Consider the following 17,309-nt stretch of genomic DNA (forward strand, 5'->3'; position numbering starts at 1 on the left):
GCCTGGGGCGCCGTGAGCCGGGGCGCAGGCGCAGCCTTGCGCAGGGCCGCATAGCTCCCGAACGCGCCGTGTTCTCCGCCCACCGCGATGACACGCATCGGATGGTGAATGTGCGTCATGATGGCATCGGCGGCGGCGAAGAACTCCGGAGTCACGAAGAACACGCTCGCCCCGGAGTCCTTCACGATGAAGGCGATCTCGGGGACGGCCAGCCGCGAGTTGATCGGCGCGAAGCAGGCCCGCGCCTTGGCCACCCCGAAGAAGATCTCGTACCAGGCCTCGGACGGACGGCCGAGCCAGGCCACCCGATCGCCCGGCTTCACCCCCGCTTGCTGCAACAGCCCCGCCACCTGGTCTGAGCGCCGGTCGAGCTCGGCGTAGGTGAGGTCGCGGCCCTCGAAGTGGACGGCCACCCGGTCGCCGCGCTCGCGGCCGTGGACCGTGGCGATGTCGGTGAGCAGTTCGATCGGATCGGCGGACATGCGGCGGCTTCACTCCTAGTGCGGGCGTGCGCCGCCCGTCTCATGTGAACTTGCTAGCCGAACCGCGCGGTCGCGCCAAACGTGACGTCAGGTCACCGCCGCGCGGGCGCGATACTCTGGCCGTTCGTGGGCGCGGGTCTCCAGGATCTCGCGCAGGATCTCGACGGCGTCCCACACCTCGGCGTGGCTGAGGTAGAGCGGCGAGAAGCCGAAGCGGGCGATGTCGGGGTCGCGGAAGTCACCGATCACGCCGCGCGCGATCAGCGCCTGGACGATGGCGTGGCCGTCCGGATGGGCGAATGAGACGTGCAGGCCGCGCTCGGCCATGTCGCGCGGACCGGTGAGCGCCAGCCCGTGCCCGGCGCAGCGGGTCTCCACCAGCTCGATGAAGAAGCGGCACAGCGACTGGCCCTTCGTCTCCACCGCGCGCGGGTCGGCTTCCAGCTGCAGGTCGAGGGCCACCTCCATCGCCGCCAGACCCAGGATCGGCGGCGTGCCGCACAGCATGGCGCGGATGTCGGCCGAGGCGCGGTAGCGGTCCTCGAAGGCGAATGGCTCGGCGTGGCCCATCCAGCCCGACAGCGGCGAGCGGATCTGCGCCTGGCGCCGCTCGGCCACGAACAGGTAGGCCGGCGCGCCGGGGCCGCCGTTCAGGTACTTGTAGCCGCAGCCGACGGCGAGATCGACGTTGCAGGCGTTGAGGTCGACGGCCACCGCTCCGGTGGAGTGCGACAGGTCCCACAGCATCAGCGCCCCTTTGGCGTGGGCGGCGGCGGTGACCCCGGCCATGTCCCAGCGTCGGGCGGTCTTGTAATGCACGTGGGTGAGGACGACGGCGGCGGTGTCCTCGTCGATCGCGCTCACGACCTCGTCGCTGGGCAGCACTTTCAGCGTTGCGCCGGCGAGCGCGCAGACGCCCTCCAGAACATAGACGTCGGTCGGGAAGTTGCCGCTCTCGGTGATCAAGGTCTTGCGACCGGGCCGTAGCGACAACGCGCCGGCGGCCAGCTTGAAGAGGTTCACCGAGGTGGAGTCGGCCACCACCACCTCGTCCGGCCGCGCGCCGATCAGGCGAGCGAGCTTGGCGCCCGCGCGCTGCGGGGCGTCGATCCAGCCCGCGGCGTTCCAGCTGGTGATCAGGCCCTGGCCCCACTCGCCCTCGACCACGGCGGCCAGGCGGCCCGGCGTCGCCTTTGGCAGCGGGCCCAGCGAATTGCCGTCCAGGTAGATCACTCCCGGCGGCAGCACGAAGGCCTCGCGGAAGCGGGCCAGCGGGTCGGTGGCGTCGAGGGATTGGGCGTGGGCGCGGTCCATGTAGCGCTTCTAGCCTTGTTGATTTCCGCGCAGCAACGTCACCCCGCCGGACGCATGCTTAGATGGACGCAACAGGGCTGAAATGCGGGCGGCAAGACCCGCGGAGGGAACGATCAAGATGATGAGCTGGCGCAAGCTGGCGCTCGCCTCGACGGCGGCGCTCCTCCTGACCACGTCCGTCGCTCCGGCGCTCGCCCAGCCGCGCGCCGCCGCTCACGCCCAGAAGCCGGCGCCCTGGCCCGGCCTGCCGCCCGGCGCGGTCGAGGAATACATGGCGCTGCGCGACGGCACGCGGCTGGCGGCCAACGTCTTCAAGCCGGCCGGCAAGGGGTCGTGGCCGGTGGTGCTCTCGCGCACGCCCTACCTCAAGGACGGCCGCCTCGATCGCGAGCGCGATCCCAAGGGCGCGGAGAACCGCAAGCGCCTGGTCGAGCAGGCCAAACGCTACACCGACGCCGGCTACGTCTTCGTGTTGCAGGACGTGCGCGGGAAGGGCCGCAGCCAGGGCTTCTACGCGGCCTTCGAGAACGACATCGAGGACGGCTACGACGCCGTGGAATGGGCGGCGACGCAGCCCTGGTCCAACGGCCAGGTCGGGATGACCGGCGGCTCGGCCCTGGGCATCACCGCCAATTCGGCCGCCATGGCCGCGCCGCCGCACCTGAAGGCCGCCTATGTGGTCGTGGCCCCCGCCGACCGGCTCTCGTACAGCTATCCGGGCGGCGTGCTGAAGGAGAAGGACTCCATCGGCTGGCTGCGCGGGCAGGGGACGTCTGAGGAGGTGCTGAACCGGGTCCGCACGCGGGCGCTGGACGACGTCTCGTGGAACCGCGTCGCGATGACCACGAACCGCAAGTACATCCAGATCCCGATCTACAATGTCGGCGGCTGGTACGACATCTTCAACGGCGGGACGGTCGACAACTTCGAATACCTGCAGAACCACGGCGCGCCCGGCGCGCGGGGCAACCAGAAGCTCCTCATGGGCCCGTTCGGGCACGGCGGGCTGACCGGCGACCTGGCCTATCCCGGCTCCGACCGACTGAGCCTCGGCGGCGACCAGGAGATCCGCTGGTTCGACCACTGGCTGAAGGGCGTCGACAACGGGATCATGGACGAGCCGCCGGTCCAGTACTTCATGATGGCCAGCGCCCGGAAAGGCGCCTACTCGCCGAAGAACCGGATGCTCACCTCCGCCAACTGGCCGCCGGCGCACCGCGAGGTCCGCTACTACGCGACCGGCGACAGCGGGCTCACGACCAGGGCGCCCTCGGCCGCCGACAACAAGGTCAGCTACAAGTTCGATCCCGCCAACCCGGTGGCCACCTTCGGCGGCGCGAACCTCACCTTTGAGCGCGGGCCCGACGACCAGCGCCAGGTGGGCCAGCGGCAGGACTACCTGCGCTTCACGACGCCGCCGCTCGACAAGGACGTCGCCATCTCAGGGCCGGTGAGCGTCGAGCTCTACGCCGCGACCGACGGCTCTGACACCGACTTCGTGGCCAAGCTGGTCGACGTCTATCCCGACGGCTACGAGGCTCTGGTGCTCGATGCCCCGATCCGCACGCGATACCGCAACGGCCGCCTGCCCGCGGACGTGAAACTGATGACCCCGGGCGCCCCCGAGAGGCTGGTCATCGATCTCTGGCCGACCGCGCTCACCTTCGAGAAGGGCCACCGCATCGCGCTGCACATCTCTTCGTCCAACGCACCGCGCTTCGAGGTGAACCCGAACACCGGCGAGCCGCCCGGCCCGGCGAAGCTGAAGCCTCGCGTGGCGACCAACACCATCTATATGGACGCGAGCCACCCCACCGCCCTGGTCCTGCCGGTGGTCTATCCGCTGGACGTCAAGTAGCTGCAGGTAAACAGCCGGCATGCGACTGTTCTCTTAACCCCGTTGCGCCTAGTGTAGGTGAACGGGGATGGGGATCACGTGACAGACCGCAAGCAGAAGCTCGCCGCGATCGACGCGGCGCTGACCGGCATGTTCGGCAAGCTGGAGGAGCGCGGCGTGCCCGAGCACATCCAGTCCGTGGTGGATCAGCTGGACGACGAGGACGTCAGGCCGTGCCCAGAATCGCCATCGTCTCCAGAGCCATGACGTCGGACGCGTCCTCGGCGTCCATGATCTTCAAGAGGCGCGCGCGGGCGCGGTTCACCCGGCTCTTGATCGTCCCCAGGGCGCAGCCGCAAATCTCGGCCGCCTCCTCGTAGGACAGCCCGGCGGCCCCCACGAGGATCAGCGCCTCGCGGTGCTCGTCGGGCAGCTGCTGCAAGGCCACCTGCAGGGCCCGCATCGCCACGCTCCAGTCCTGGGTCGGCGGGGTCTTGAGCGCGCCGGCGTACTCGCCCTGCTCGTCGCGCACCTCGCGGCGCCGGCGCAGCACGTTCGTGTAGTAGGTGTTCCGCAGGATGGTGAACAGCCAGGCGCGCAGATTGGTGCCCGGCTCGAACTTGTCGCGGTTGGACCAGGCTTTGATCAGAGTGTCCTGCACGAGGTCGTCGGCGTCGGAGCCATTGTGGCTTAGCGACCACGCGAAGGCTCTCAACGCTGGGATAAGGCCCACGACTTCGTCCCGCCAACTCGTCGTGGAGCTCATTTGGACCTCATGGACTCCCCAGCCGCCGGACCGGGGTCGCACCTGCCACCAGTTGGGGTTGAACGCAGCCGCGGCGTGAGCGTTCCGTGGTGGCGCCTGCGAAATTAGGAACTGTTTATCGAGAACGGCGTTCGCACGCCTGGTCCACGACGCCTTGTACAGGGGCGCCGGTTGCGGCGTTCCGGTTTCGTCCCCACATCGGCTGGGCGAGGCGCGGCGTTCTGACGCGGCCGGCTTTGGGAGATCCGCATGCGCAGCACCGACCGCCCCGACGAACGCGCTCGCGTCGCCGCCGAAACCGCGGGGGGTCAGGGGCTCGCGCGCTACCGTGCGTTGCGGCGGGCCACCGAGGCCCTGACACGGTCGCTCACGCCGGAGGACATGGGCGCCCAGTCCATGCCGGACGCCAGTCCCACCAAGTGGCACCTGGCCCACACCACCTGGTTCTTCGAGACCTTCATGCTGATCCCCCATCTGGCGGGCTATCGGCCGTTCGATCCCAGGTTCGGCTACCTGTTCAACTCGTACTACGAGGCGATAGGTCCGCGCCAGCCGCGCCCGGCGCGGGGGCTGATCACCCGGCCGTCGGTCGCCGACGTCCTGGCCTACCGGGCCCATGTGGACGCCGGCATGGCGCAGTTGCTGGCGAACGGCGCCGGCCCGCACGCCGACCTGCTCGACCTGGGCCTGGCGCACGAGGAGCAACATCAGGAGCTGATCCTGATGGATGTGCTCCACCTGTTCGCCCAGTCGCCGCTGTCGCCGGCCTTTGCCCCGCCGCGGCCGACCCCACCCGCCGCCCCGCCCGGACCGCTGACCTGGACCGGCTTCCCGGGCGGCCTCGTGGAGATCGGCCATACCGGCGAGGGGTTCGCCTTCGACAACGAAAGCCCGCGCCATCGCGTGTGGCTCGAGCCGTTCCGGCTGGCCGACCGGCTTGTCACCAACGGCGAATGGCTGGCCTTCATGGCAGCCGGCGGCTACGCGCGGGCCGAGTTCTGGCTGTCAGAGGGCTGGGCGCTGGTCCAGGCCGAGGGCTGGCAGGCGCCGGTCTACTGGCGCGAGACGGCGGACGGCTGGCGGGCCATGGGGCTGCACGGCCTGCGCCCGCTCGATCCCGCCCAGCCGGTCAGTCATCTCAGCTACTACGAGGCCGACGCCTATGCCGCCTGGGCCGGGGCGCGCCTGCCCACCGAGGCCGAGTGGGAGCACGCCGCCGCCTCGGCGCCGCTCAAGGGCGAGTTCCGGGACTCCGGCCGCCTGGCCGCCCAGCCTGCGCCGGAGGCCGAGGGCCTGACGCAGATGTTCGGCGACCTGTGGGAATGGACCCGCAGCGCCTACCTGCCTTACCCCGGCTTCAAGCCCGCCAAGGGCGCGGTCGGCGAGTACAACGGCAAGTTCATGTCCGGCCAGTTCGTGCTGCGCGGCGGCGCCTGCGTGACGCCCGCGGGCCACGTCCGGGCCAGCTATCGGAACTTCTTCTATCCGCACCAGCGCTGGATGTTCTCGGGCCTGCGGCTCGCGTTGGACGGAGCAGGCGAACATGCCCGGCCGTCCGACCTCGAAGTCGACGTGATGGCCGGTCTGTCGAAGGCGAGGAAGGCGATCCCGCCCAAGCACTTCTACGACGCCCGCGGCTCGGAGCTGTTCGAGGAGATCACCGAGCTCTCCGAGTACTATCCCACCCGCACCGAAGTGGCCTTGCTCAAGCGCTCGGCCCCCGAGATCGCGCGCCAGATACCGGACGGAGCGGCCCTGGTTGAATTCGGCTCAGGCGCCAGCACCAAGACGCGCATCGTCCTGGACGCCGCGCCGCACGTGGCCGTCTATGCGCCCATCGACATCAGCGCCTCGGCGCTGGAAGGGGCGGCGCGGGCCATCCGCGCCGACTATCCGAACCTCATCGTCGCGCCGCTGCGCGACGACTTCACCAACGCGCTGCGCCTGCCGGAGGAGACCGAGGACCGGCCCATCGTGGGCTTCTTCCCGGGCTCGACCATCGGCAACTTCACGCCGGAGGAGGCGCGGATGTTCCTGGGCGCCGCCCGCCGTCTGTTGGGGCAGGGGGCGTCGTTCCTGGTCGGCATCGACGTGGTGAAGGACCCCGCGACGCTGGTGGCGGCCTACGACGACGCGCGCGGCGTCACCGCGGCGTTCAACAAGAACCTGCTCACCCGCATCAACCGCGAGCTGGGCGGCGACTTCGACCCCTCGGCGTTCGAGCACCAGGCGATCTGGAACGCGGCCGAGAGCCGGATCGAGATGCACCTCGTCAGCCGGCGCGACCAGGCGGTCCACGTCGGCGGCAAGACGTTCCGATTCGCCGCGGGCGAGAGCATCCACACCGAGAACTCGTACAAGTTCACGCTGGCGCGGTTCGCGGACCTTGCCGCCTCGGCCGGCTGGCGTCGGGAGACGCAGTGGGTCAGCGCCGATCCGGCCTTCGCCATGGTGCTCCTGAAGTCCTGACAGCCGAAAGCGGACGCCCGTGAGGGCGCCCGCTTAAGCGTCCCGTCCCTATTGGGTTGGGTCTAGCTCTCGCGGCCGCGGGTGCGGCCACCGCCGCGGGAGGCTTCGCCACCCTTGCGGCCGGCCGAGGCGGCGAGGTCACGGTCCTTCGCGAAGCTGCGCTTTTCGCCGGGCACGCTCGCGCCCCCTTTGCGAGCAATCTCACGGCGACGTTCGGGATTCATGGCGGCGAAGCCGCGACGCGCGCGGGGCTTGCCGGTTTCAACAGTGGGCATGGAGGGGCTCTCCTCATAGGGCTTGCCATGCGCTAACCCCCGAGGTCCGGCCAAGGTTGCGTTAAGACTTGAGACTTATTCGCGGCGTAGCGCCTCGATGGGGTCGAGGCGGGCCGCGCGCCACGACGGATAGGCCCCGAAGACCAGCCCCACGACCACGGAGAACCCCAGCGCCAAAGGTCCCGCCCACGCCGGCACCGCGGCCGGCCACTGGCCCAGCTTGGCGATCAGGATGGCCCCGATCACGCCGATGACGAGGCCGATCAGGCCGCCCACCAGGCTGAGCGAAATCGACTCCAGCGCAAACTGGATCAGCACATGGCTGCGCTTTGCGCCGACCGCCATCCGAAGGCCGATCTCGCGGGTCCGCTCGGTCACGGCCACCAGCATGATGTTCATGATGCCCACGCCACCGACGACCAGCGACACGCCCGCCACGGCGGCCAGCAGGATCGTGAAGGTGCCCACGGCCTGCTCGCTGGCCTCCAGGATCGAGGCCATGTTCTGGGTCTGGAAGTCGTCGTCCTCGCCCTGGCGAATCTTGTGCTGGTCACGTAGCAGGTTGGTCACGTCCTCCTGCACCCGGTCGAGGCTCTCCTCGTCGGTGGCCTTCACATAGATCGTCTGCACCGCATCGCCGCGGAAGCGGCGGCCGGTGATGCGCGAGCGCACGGCCGAGAGCGGCGCCAGGATGACGTCGTCCTGGTCCTGGCCGAAGCCGGCCTGGCCCTTCGACTCGAGCACGCCGATCACCTCGAACGGAACCGTGCGCACGCGCACGCGCCGACCGACCGGGTCGCCGTCGCCCCATAGCTCACGCGCCACCGTGGGACCCACCACGACCACCTTGCGGCCCTGGCGGGCCTCGCGGTCATCGAACATCCGCCCAGCGGCGATCTTGAGGTCCCGGGCCAAGAGGTAGTCCGGCGTCACGCCCTGGACCTGGGTGTTCCAGTTGGCGCCGTCCGAAGCCAGCTGCGCCTGGCCGCGCACCAGCGGTGCGACCGCCGCCACGTTCTGGACCTGCGCGCGGATGGCCTCGGCGTCGGTGTCGCGCAGCGAGACGCCGCCGCCCGCGCCCTGGCTCACCGGCCCGCGCTGGAAGTTGGGTGTCACGATGACCAGGTTCGAGCCCAGGCCCGAGATGGCGTCGGTCACCCGCTTCTGCGCGCCCAGTCCGATGGACGTCATCATCACCACCGCGGCGACGCCGATCACCACGCCCAGCGAGGTCAGCACACTGCGCATCGGGTGCGCCACGATGGCGCCCAGGGCGAAGCGGACCAGCTCGTAGAACTTCATGCCCCCCTGCCTTCACCTGGGCGGCTCCACTCATCGGAGACGACGTGGCCGTCGCGGAACGACACGCGGCGGTGGGCCATCTCGGCCACCTCCGGGTCATGGGTGACCACCGCCAGCGTCAGGCCGTCGGCGTTCAACTCCCCGAAGAGCTTCAGCACCTCCTCGCCCGTGTGGGTGTCGAGGGCGCCGGTGGGCTCGTCGGCGAGCAGCAGGTCGGGCCGGTTGGCGAGGCTGCGGGCGATGGCGACGCGCTGCTGCTGACCGCCCGAGAGCTGCGTCGGCCTGTGGCTCATGCGCGATCCCAGGCCGACCCGCTCCAGGAGCTCGGCCGCCCGCGCCCGCCGCTCGGACCGGCCGATGCCGGCGTAGATCATCGGCAGCTCGACGTTCTGCAGCGCCGTCAGCCGCGGCAAGAGCTGGAAGGACTGAAAGACGAAGCCGATCCGCCGCCGGCGGAAGTCGGCCAGCTCGTCGTCGCTGAACTCGCCCACGTCCTCGCCTTCGAAGCCATAGGTACCAGAGGTGGGCCGGTCGAGGCCGCCCAGGATGTTCATCAGCGTCGACTTGCCCGAGCCCGAAGGCCCGATCACCGCCACGTACTCGCCGCGCCCGATCGAGAGGCTGACGCCGGCCAGGGCCGAAACCTCCTCTTCGCCCATGACGTAGACCTTCCTGAGGTCGGCGATCTCGATCACATCTTCACCCGCGCGCCGCCGCCACCGCCCGGCGGGCCGCCGAAGCTGCGCACGTCGGCCTTGGGCCGCGGGCCGCCGCCCACGATGATCTGGTCGCCCGCCTTCAGGTCGCGGCTGAGGATCTCGGTCGAGCTGCCGTCGCTCGCGCCTACGCGCACCGCGATCGGGACGGGCTTCTTGTCGCGCAGCACCCAGACCGTGCCGCCGCGCATGCCGGCCGCCGGGCCGCGGCCCTGGGCCATGGTGGCCCGGAGCGCCGCCAGCTTGGTCTTCTGGTCGGGCCGCAGCTGCGGCTCCAGCTTCGCCAGGGCCTCGTTCATGTTGCGGGTCATGGCCTCGCGGACCTTGCTGCGGTCGCCCCCCGCCGACGCCATCGCCGCGGCGCGCTTCTCGCGCATCTCTGCCGAGATCCGCTCCCAGGCGGCCTTCTGCTTGCCGTCGAGGTCCAGTTGCTCGACCACGCGGGCGCCCATCATCCCGCCCTGCCGACCGCCCTGGCGGTTTCCGCCGCCGCCCAAACCGGGGCCGCTCGCCACGACCATGCCACCGGGGGGGCCTGCGGCGCGGTTGCTCCCGCCGCTGTTCTCCGACGCCGGCGTCCAGCGCAGGGCGGTGTTCGGGACCTTCAGGACGTTGCGCTTCGTGTCGATCACGATGTCGGCGTTGGCGGTCATGCCGGGCAGCAGTTTGCGCTGCGGATTGTCAGCCTCCGCGATCACCGTGTAGCTGACCACGTTCTGCTCGGTCGCCGGCTGCTTGCGCACCTGGGTGACGATCCCCTCGAAGGTGTCTTCCGGGAAAGCGTCGACGGTGAAGCGGACCATCTGGCCCTCCTGCACCTGGCCGATGTCGGCCTCGTCCACGGCCACCTTCACCTCCACTTTCGAGAGGTCCTGGGCGATGGTGAACAGCACCGGCGCCTGCAAGCTGGCCGCGACCGTCTGGCCAGGCTCCACCTTGCGGTCCACCACCACGCCGTCGATGGGCGAAGAGATGGTCGTGCGGCGCAGGTCGACCTGCTGGCTGCGCATCGCAGCGCGGCTCTGGGTGACGCGAGATTGGGCGGCGGACATGTTGGCCTGGGCGGTCCTGAGCGCCGCGGTGGCCTGGTCCAGCGTGGTGGGGGCGTACCAGCCCTGGTCCACCAGGGCCTTCTTGCGGCTGAAGTCGGCCTGGGCGTTGGCGAGGGTCGCCTGCGCCTGGCGCACCGCGGCCTGCCCGGCGGCGATGTCCGCCTGCCCCTGGGCCACGCGCGACTGGTAGGTCTGGGGATCGAGGATCGCCAGCGTCTGGCCCGCGCGCACCTCGTCGTTGAAGTCGGCCAGCACCTTGATCACCTGGCCCGAGATCTGCGAGCCGACGTCCACGGTGACCAGCGCCTGCAGTGTGCCTGACGCCGACACCGAACGGGTGATGTCGCCGCGTTCGACGGAGCCGAACCGGTAGGGATCCTTTTCGGGCTTCGGGCGCATCTGGTAGCCGACGACGGCGAGGATCGCCAGCAGGATCACACCCAAGGTGATCCAAGCGGCGGCAGGAATGCGCAGCTTGCGGCGGCGGGTGGTGGTGCTCTGACTCATGCTTTGCCAAGTATCCACGGGCCCGGATGAACCCGCCGTGACTAGGCCCGACGTCGTTTGCCGGACGATTTCATTCGCGTTACGGCGGCGGCCATTTCCCGCCGCAGTCATTCCAGCATTCGCCCAAGGAGTACGCCATGCCTTTCGTCGTCAGGAACCCGTCGGACGGAGTATACGCGGCCACCGACGACTATGTGCACGCGATGGAGGTGACGAACCCCAGCCGATTCCTGTTCGTGGCCGGGACCATGGGCCTGGATGCAGAGGGCAAGGCTCCTGAGGGCCTGGAAGCCCAGCTCGCGCTTGTCTGGTCGAATATCCGCCGCATCCTGGCCGAGGCCGACATGACCACCGACAACATCGTGCGCCTGACCAGCTACCTGCGCGACCCGGCCTACGCGCAGGCCAACCAGGACGCCCGCATCGCCGCCCTCGGCGACCATCGCGTGCCCACGACCGCCATCGTCGCGCAGACGCTGTCGCCCGAGTGGCTGGTCGAGATCGAAGTGGTGGCCGCGGCTTAGAGTGGCAACACCACGCGAGCCGTCAGGCCGCCGCCGGCGCGGTTGATCAGGTTCACGTCGCCGCCGTGGCCGCGGGCGATGGTGCGCACCACGGCCAGACCCAGCCCGATGCCGCCGGTCTGGCGGCTGCGCGAGGGCTCGCGGCGGTAGAAGGGCTCGAACACCTTCTCGGAGTCGGCCGGCGGGATGCCCGGCCCGTCGTCGTCGATCTCCACGACCGCGTGGCCCTGATCGCTGAATACGCGGGCCCGGGCGCGGCCGCCGAACTTCACCGCGTTCTCCAGCAGGTTGGCGACCAGGCGGCGCAACGCCATCGGGTCGCCCTCCAACACCACCTTCTCGCCCGGCTCCACCTCGGTCTTGGCGCCCGTCTCGGCCATCTCGTCGCAAAGGCTTTCCACCAGCGACGACAGCTCCAGCGGCGTGCGCTCGCCCGTCTTGGTGGCGTCGCGGACGAAGGCCAGGGTGGCGGTGATCATCTCCTCCATCTGGTCGAGGTCGGAGGCGTACTTGGCCCGCTGGTCTTCGGGCAGGCTCTCGATGCGGAAGCGCAGGCGGGTCAGCGGCGTGCGCAGGTCGTGGGCGATGGCGCCCACCATCGCCGTGCGGTCGTCGACATAGCGCTGCAGGCGCTCCTGCATCTCGTTGAAGGCGCGGGCCGCCATGCCGATCTCGGAGGGGCCCTTCAGCTCCAGCGGCGGCGCCTTTGGGTCGCGGCCCAGCCGCTCGGCGGCCTCGGCGAACACCTGGATCGGCCGCGACAGGCGCCGCGCGAACATCCACGCCACCGGGGTCATCAACAGCGCCGACAGCGCAAACCAGAGGGCTACCCGCTTCTGCCAGTCCGAGAGCCCGAATTCCGGCTGGGTGCGCACGATCAGCCAGCGGCCGTCGGGCTGCCGGACGCCCACCTGGAACGGATAGATGAGGAAGTGCTCCTCGTTCACACCGGCACGCGCGGCCCGGTCACGGATGATGCGTCCGACGCGGCGGTCCGACAGTGGGCCGCGCTCGCCCGCCAGCACCACGTCGGCGGGCCGCACGCCCAGGTCGGCGGCGATCTTGGCGCGGATGGTGGGGATGCTCCGGCCCTCGAGCACGGGCCCCGGCGGCTTGTCCTGCACGGTGCGTAGCAGCGGCCGGCGCTCGGTGAAGACGGACGGCGAGCCGCGGTAGGTCCGCTCGATCTCGCCCAGGCGGTAGAAGTCCGGCGCGGGCGGTGGCAGGAGGAAGAGGAGGGCCGTGCTCATGGCCCACGCGGTCACCAGCGTCAGGCTCGTCAGCGTCAGGAGCTGGACGAGCAGCGAGGCGGTGGGCCGCAGCGGCTTCACGTGCGCTTCACCTTGGCGGTGAACATGTAGCCCTCGTTGCGGATGGTGCGGATCAGGTCGTGGCCGCCGCCGCCATCGTCCAGCTTGCGGCGCAGGCGGCTGATCTGCACATCGATGGCGCGGTCGAAGGCGTCGCTGTCGGGGCCGCGCGCGAACTCCAGCAGCTGGTCGCGAGTGAGCACGCGCTGCGGCCGCTCGACGAAGGCGCGCAGCAGCGAGAACTCGCCGGACGACAGGTTCACCACCACGCCGGCCGGCGAGCGGAGCTCGCGCCGCACCAGGTCGAGCCGCCAGCCGGCGAACTCGCAGCCCGCGCCCAACGCTCCGCCGGTCGACCGCTGCTCCGACCGCCGCAGCACGGCCCGCACGCGGGCCAGCAGCTCGCGCGGGTTGCACGGCTTGGCCAGGTAGTCGTCGGCGCCCAGCTCCAGCCCCACGATCCGGTCAGTGTCCTCGCCCATGGCCGACAGCATGATGATCGGCGGCGGGTTTTCGGTGGTGGTCAGGCGGCGGCAGACGGCCAGGCCGTCCTCGCCCGGCATCATGATGTCCAGCACGATCAGGTCGACCGGCCCGCGCTCCAGCACACGGTCCATCTCGCTCGCGTCGGCGGCGGTCTCGACCTTGTAGCCATGGCGGCCCAGGAAGTCGGACACCACGTCGCGGATGCCCGGGTCGTCGTCGACCATGAGGATTCGGGCGCCGGCGCCGGCCATGTCAGTCGCTGTCTCCATGCGCGCCAGCTTGGTCGCCGGCCGTAACGCCCAAATGTCTCACCTGAAACCCAGGTGTCACTGCGCTCATTCGTCCGAGAGGACTTCGTCGGCCACGAAGGGGTTGGTCTTCCGCTCCTGCCCGAACGTCGACATCGGCCCGTGGCCGGGCACGAAGCGCACGTCCTCGCCCAGCGGCCACAGCTTGCCGGTGATCGCGTGGATCAGGTCCTTGTAGTTGCCGCGCGGGAAGTCGGTGCGCCCGATCGAGCCCTGGAACAGCACGTCGCCCACCTGGGCGAAGCGGGCCTCGCGGTGGAAGAACACCACGTGGCCGGGCGTGTGGCCGGGGCAGTGGATCACCTCGAACTCGGTCTCGCCCAGGGTCACCACATCGCCGTCGTGAAGCCAGCGATCGGGCGTGAAGGTGCGCGCGTCGGGCATGCCCCACTTCGCGCCCGAGGTCCCGATGTCGTCGATCCAGAACTGGTCGTCAGGATGCGGGCCCTCGATCGGGCAGCCGGTGAGCTCCTTCAGCGCCGCCGTGCCGCCGGCGTGGTCCAGGTGGCCGTGGGTCACCCAGATCTTCTCAAGCGTGAGGTCGTGCTCCTTCAGGGCCGCCAGAAGCCGCGGGACCTCGCCGCCCGGATCGATGATCGCCGCCCTCTTGGTCTTCACGCACCAGACGATGGTGCAGTTCTGCTGGAGGGGCGTGACGGGCGCGATGAGGGCGCGGATGGGGAGCGGCGTGGGTGCGTTCATGTCCGCCCTATGATCGGGGCTCGACGTCCAATTGGAAAGCTCGGGCCGTATTCCGTGCGGCGATTGCCCGCGGGTTCCCGCGCCGCTAGCGTGCCGGCCAAGCCCTCAGGGGCAGAATCGATATGGGAAACAGCCGTATGGCGAACGGAATGGCGCGCATCTTCCTGCGCAAGTCTGTCGGACAGATACAGTCCGAACATGAGCACGGGGAGCTGAAGCGCTCCCTGGGGGCGATCAACCTCATACTTCTGGGCATCGGCTGTATCATCGGCACCGGGATCTTCGTGCTGACAGGCCGCGCTTCGGCGAATTTCGCCGGACCCGGCATCATGATCTCCTTCGTCATCACAGGGACGCTCTGCGCCTTCGTGGCGCTGTGCTACGCGGAGCTGGCTTCGGCCCTGCCCGTGTCTGGGTCGGCCTACTCGTACACCTACGCCTCGATGGGCGAGGGCGCGGCCTGGGTCATGGGCCTCCTGCTCGTGCTGGAGTACGGCCTGGCCGCCTCCACCGTGTCGGTGGGGTGGTCCGGCTATTTCGTAAGCCTGATGAGCGACATCGGGATCATCATACCCCCAGAGCTGCAGGCCGCCCCAGGGGTGCTCGTCAAGGACCATGATGGCAATGTGCTCGGCACAGGGGTGATGAACCTGCCGGCCATCGTGGTCATCGGCCTCGTCACGCTGCTGCTGGTGCGCGGCGTCACCGAGTCCGCGACGGTCAACAACATCGTCGTCGCCATCAAGGTGAGCGTCGTGCTGGCCTTCATCGTCATCGGCTCCCAGTACGTCGACACCTCGCAGTGGACCCCCCTGGTGCCCGCCGAGACCCCCGCGCGTCCGCCGGGAACCTCGATGGACATCTGGAGCCAGATCATGCGGGCGCTGGGCGACACCATCACCGGGGACACCACCTACAAGTACGGCATCGGCGGGGTGATCCACGCCGCGGCGGTGATCTTCTTCGCCTACCTGGGCTTCGAGGCGGTCTCCACTGCCGGCGCCGAGGCGAAGAACCCTGGCAAGGACATGCCGATCGGCATCCTGGGCGCGCTCACCATCTGCACCATCCTCTACATCCTGACCTGCGCCGTCCTGGTCGGCATCGTGCCCTACGCCGAGCTGAACGTGCCGGCGCCGATCGCGCTGGCGGCGGACCGGATGGGGCTGCCCTGGTTCGCCATCCTCGTGAAGATCGGGGCCATCGCCGGCCTGTCGTCGGTGATGCTGGTGCTGCTCTACGGCCAGACCCGCATCTTCTACACCATGTCGCGCGACGGCCTGCTGCCGGGCGCCATGGCCAAGGTGCACCAGAAGTTCCTGACGCCTTGGATCAACACGCTCGTCGTGGGCTTCGCGGCGATGCTGGCGGCGGGCTTCCTGTCGCTGGACGCGCTGAGCGACCTCGCCAACGTGGGTTCGCTGGCGGCCTTCGCCCTGGTCTGCATCACGGTGATCTACCTGCGGCGCAGCGAGCCGAACCTGGTCCGGCCGTTCCGCACCCCGCTCTACCCGTTGGTGCCGATCCTGGGCGCGCTGATGTGCGTGCTGCTGCTGATGAGCCTGATGTCCACCGAGAACACCCGGAACTTCTTCCTGATCTATCTGGTGGGCGGGATCGTGATCTACTTCCTGTACGGGATCCGCAAGTCGAAGCTCGGCCGCGGCATTATCGTCGAGGGCGGCGAGGGCGAGCCGCATGAACTGCCGCACCGCGTGGGCGAACCGCCCGCCGGCCAGGGCTAGGCGGAAGGCAGCGCATGCTGCCGATCCCCGCTCTCCCTGTTCGGGACGTACTACCGGAACTGAAGGCGGCGCTGTCCTCGGGCAGCGCCGCCGTTCTTGTGGCGCCCCCCGGCGCGGGCAAGACCACGGTGGTCCCCCTCGAGCTGCTCGCCGAGCCCTGGTCGGCGAGGGGCAAGGTGGTGCTGCTGGAGCCTCGCCGCCTCGCCGCCCGGGCGGCCGCTGAACGCATGGCGGCCACGCTTGGCGAGCGTGTTGGGGATACCGTGGGCTTCCGGGTCCGGATGCAGTCCAAGGTTTCGGCGAAGACGCGCATCGAGGTCGTCACCGAGGGCGTCTTCACGCGCATGGTGCTGGCCGATCCCGAGCTCGCCGGCGTCGCCTGCGTGATCTTCGACGAGTTCCACGAGCGCAGCCTGGACGCCGACCTGGGCCTGGCGCTCGCGCGCGACGCGCAACGGCTGCTGCGCGACGACCTGCGGCTCCTGGTCATGTCCGCCACCCTAGACGGCGCGGCCGTGGCCCGCCTGCTGGACGGCGCGCCGGTGATCGAGACCCTGGGCCGCATGTATCCGGTCGAGACCCGCTACCTGGGCCGCGACCCCGCCGCCCGGCTCGAGGACCAGGTCGTCCGGGCCATCGAGCGCGGCTTGGCCGAGGAGAGCGGCAGCCTGCTGGTCTTCCTGCCCGGCCAGGGCGAAATCCAGCGCACGGCCGAGCGCCTCGCCGAACGCATCCGCCGGCCCGACGTGGAGATCGCGCCGCTCTACGGCGCCCTCGACCACCGCGAGCAGGACCGCGCCATCCAGCCGCCGCCGGCGGGCAAGCGGAAGGTGGTGCTGGCCACCTCGATCGCCGAGACCAGCCTGACCATCCAGGGCGTGCGGGTGGTGATCGACTGCGGCCTGGCGCGCGTGCCCCGCTACGACCCGGCCAGCGGCCTGACGCGCCTGGCCACCGTCCGCGTCTCCAAAGCCGCCGCCGACCAGCGCCGGGGTCGCGCCGGCCGCACCGAGCCCGGCGCCTGCTACCGCCTGTGGGACGAGGCCGAGACCCGCGCGCTGCCGGCCTACGCCGACCCCGAGATCCTCGACGCCGACCTCTCGGGCCTGGCCCTGGACCTCGCCCGCTGGGGCGCGAAGGACACCTCGGACCTGGCCTTCCTCGACCCGCCGCCGGCCGCCGCCTTCGCCGAGGCCCGGGCGCTGCTGGAGCGGCTGGAGGCGCTGGACCACCAGGGTGTGCTCACCGCCCACGGCCGTGCGCTGGCCGACATGCCGCTGGCGCCCCGGCTGGCGCACATGATCCTGAAGGCCGCCGCGACCGGCCAGGCCGCGCGCGCCGCCCGCATCGCCGCGCTGGTCACCGAACGCGGCCTGGGCGGCCGTGACGCCGACGTGCGCCACCGCCTTGAGGCCCTGGAGCGCGACCGCAGTCCCCGCGCCCGCGACGCCCGGATCCTGGCCGACCGCTGGGCCGGGATGGCCGGCAAGCCCGGGAAAGGCGAAGCGCTGTCC

General features: G+C 70.2%; 16 protein-coding genes. 6 read left to right on the plus strand and 10 right to left on the minus strand.

All coding sequences use genetic code 11. The features are described 5' to 3' along the window. Both VGD44_RS00850 and kynU read right to left on the minus strand, forming a co-directional pair. Positions 1–482: AMP-binding protein (locus VGD44_RS00850; RefSeq protein ID WP_331082884.1), on the minus strand; the 482-nt coding region annotated here is incomplete at its 3' end. Positions 483–569: 87 nt separating this feature from the next. Then, positions 570–1,796, minus strand: a complete 1,227-nt coding sequence (gene kynU, locus VGD44_RS00855) for a kynureninase (RefSeq protein ID WP_331082886.1) — start codon at positions 1,794–1,796, stop codon at positions 570–572. A 121-nt stretch (positions 1,797–1,917) separates the two neighbouring features. Between kynU and VGD44_RS00860 the strand changes: the two genes are divergently transcribed. Together VGD44_RS00860 and VGD44_RS00865 are read left to right on the plus strand one after the other, a co-directional pair. Then, positions 1,918–3,654, plus strand: coding sequence for a CocE/NonD family hydrolase (locus tag VGD44_RS00860; RefSeq protein ID WP_331082888.1), 1,737 nt, complete (start codon positions 1,918–1,920; stop codon positions 3,652–3,654). Between the two features lie 78 nt (positions 3,655–3,732). Next, positions 3,733–3,900: a hypothetical protein gene (locus VGD44_RS00865; protein ID WP_331082890.1), complete on the plus strand. Its 168-nt coding sequence runs from the start codon at positions 3,733–3,735 to the stop codon at positions 3,898–3,900. Here the strand turns inward: VGD44_RS00865 and VGD44_RS00870 are convergent. Further along, positions 3,860–4,399, minus strand: a complete 540-nt coding sequence (locus VGD44_RS00870) for a sigma-70 family RNA polymerase sigma factor (protein WP_331082892.1) — start codon at positions 4,397–4,399, stop codon at positions 3,860–3,862. The genes VGD44_RS00865 and VGD44_RS00870 overlap by 41 nt on opposite strands. Positions 4,400–4,648: 249 nt before the next feature. On the opposite strand from VGD44_RS00870, the gene egtB reads away from it, so the two are divergent. After that, positions 4,649–6,868, plus strand: a complete 2,220-nt coding sequence (gene egtB / locus VGD44_RS00875) for an ergothioneine biosynthesis protein EgtB (protein WP_331082894.1) — start codon at positions 4,649–4,651, stop codon at positions 6,866–6,868. A 62-nt stretch (positions 6,869–6,930) separates the two neighbouring features. Here the strand turns inward: egtB and VGD44_RS00880 are convergent, their stop codons facing one another. The 4 genes from VGD44_RS00880 to VGD44_RS00895 all read right to left on the minus strand — a co-directional run bounded on the left by VGD44_RS00880 (position 6,931) and on the right by VGD44_RS00895 (position 10,720). After that, positions 6,931–7,143 carry a general stress protein gene (locus VGD44_RS00880; RefSeq protein WP_331082896.1) on the minus strand — a complete coding sequence of 71 codons (213 nt, stop codon included), beginning with the start codon at positions 7,141–7,143 and terminating at the stop codon, positions 6,931–6,933. Positions 7,144–7,218: 75 nt separating this feature from the next. After that, positions 7,219–8,445 (minus strand): ABC transporter permease, encoded by a 1,227-nt coding sequence (locus tag VGD44_RS00885; RefSeq protein ID WP_331082898.1) that lies wholly within the window; start codon positions 8,443–8,445, stop codon positions 7,219–7,221. After that, a complete protein-coding gene (locus VGD44_RS00890; RefSeq protein ID WP_331082899.1) occupies positions 8,442–9,140 on the minus strand; it encodes an ABC transporter ATP-binding protein in 699 nt (232 codons plus the stop codon). The genes VGD44_RS00885 and VGD44_RS00890 overlap by 4 nt, the downstream gene beginning before the upstream one ends. Continuing rightward, positions 9,137–10,720 (minus strand): efflux RND transporter periplasmic adaptor subunit, encoded by a 1,584-nt coding sequence (locus VGD44_RS00895; RefSeq protein WP_331082901.1) that lies wholly within the window; start codon positions 10,718–10,720, stop codon positions 9,137–9,139. Before VGD44_RS00895 ends, VGD44_RS00890 begins: the two co-directional genes overlap by 4 nt. Positions 10,721–10,857: 137 nt before the next feature. Between VGD44_RS00895 and VGD44_RS00900 the strand changes: the two genes are divergently transcribed. Further along, positions 10,858–11,244, plus strand: a complete 387-nt coding sequence (locus tag VGD44_RS00900) for a RidA family protein (RefSeq protein WP_331082904.1) — start codon at positions 10,858–10,860, stop codon at positions 11,242–11,244. Here VGD44_RS00900 and VGD44_RS00905 read toward each other — a convergent pair. The 3 genes from VGD44_RS00905 to VGD44_RS00915 all read right to left on the minus strand — a co-directional run bounded on the left by VGD44_RS00905 (position 11,241) and on the right by VGD44_RS00915 (position 14,050). Beyond that, on the minus strand, positions 11,241–12,575 hold the full coding sequence (locus tag VGD44_RS00905; protein ID WP_331082906.1) for an ATP-binding protein: 1,335 nt from the start codon (positions 12,573–12,575) through the stop codon (positions 11,241–11,243). The genes VGD44_RS00900 and VGD44_RS00905 overlap by 4 nt on opposite strands. Further along, positions 12,572–13,309 carry a response regulator gene (locus VGD44_RS00910; RefSeq protein ID WP_331082909.1) on the minus strand — a complete coding sequence of 246 codons (738 nt, stop codon included), beginning with the start codon at positions 13,307–13,309 and terminating at the stop codon, positions 12,572–12,574. Before VGD44_RS00910 ends, VGD44_RS00905 begins: the two co-directional genes overlap by 4 nt. A 66-nt stretch (positions 13,310–13,375) precedes the next feature. Further along, the gene (locus VGD44_RS00915) at positions 13,376–14,050 is read right to left on the minus strand and encodes an MBL fold metallo-hydrolase (RefSeq protein WP_331082911.1); all 675 of its coding nucleotides are present in this window, start codon (positions 14,048–14,050) and stop codon (positions 13,376–13,378) included. Positions 14,051–14,187: 137 nt separating this feature from the next. Between VGD44_RS00915 and VGD44_RS00920 the strand changes: the two genes are divergently transcribed. Beyond that, positions 14,188–15,795 (plus strand): APC family permease, encoded by a 1,608-nt coding sequence (locus VGD44_RS00920; RefSeq protein WP_331082913.1) that lies wholly within the window; start codon positions 14,188–14,190, stop codon positions 15,793–15,795. 14 nt (positions 15,796–15,809) lie between these two features. Beyond that, positions 15,810–17,309, plus strand: a 1,500-nt coding sequence (gene hrpB, locus VGD44_RS00925) for an ATP-dependent helicase HrpB (RefSeq protein WP_331082915.1), incomplete at its 3' end; no start/stop codon positions are given.

It is taken from the genome of Phenylobacterium sp. (assembly GCF_036402295.1).
Classification (GTDB): domain Bacteria; phylum Pseudomonadota; class Alphaproteobacteria; order Caulobacterales; family Caulobacteraceae; genus Phenylobacterium.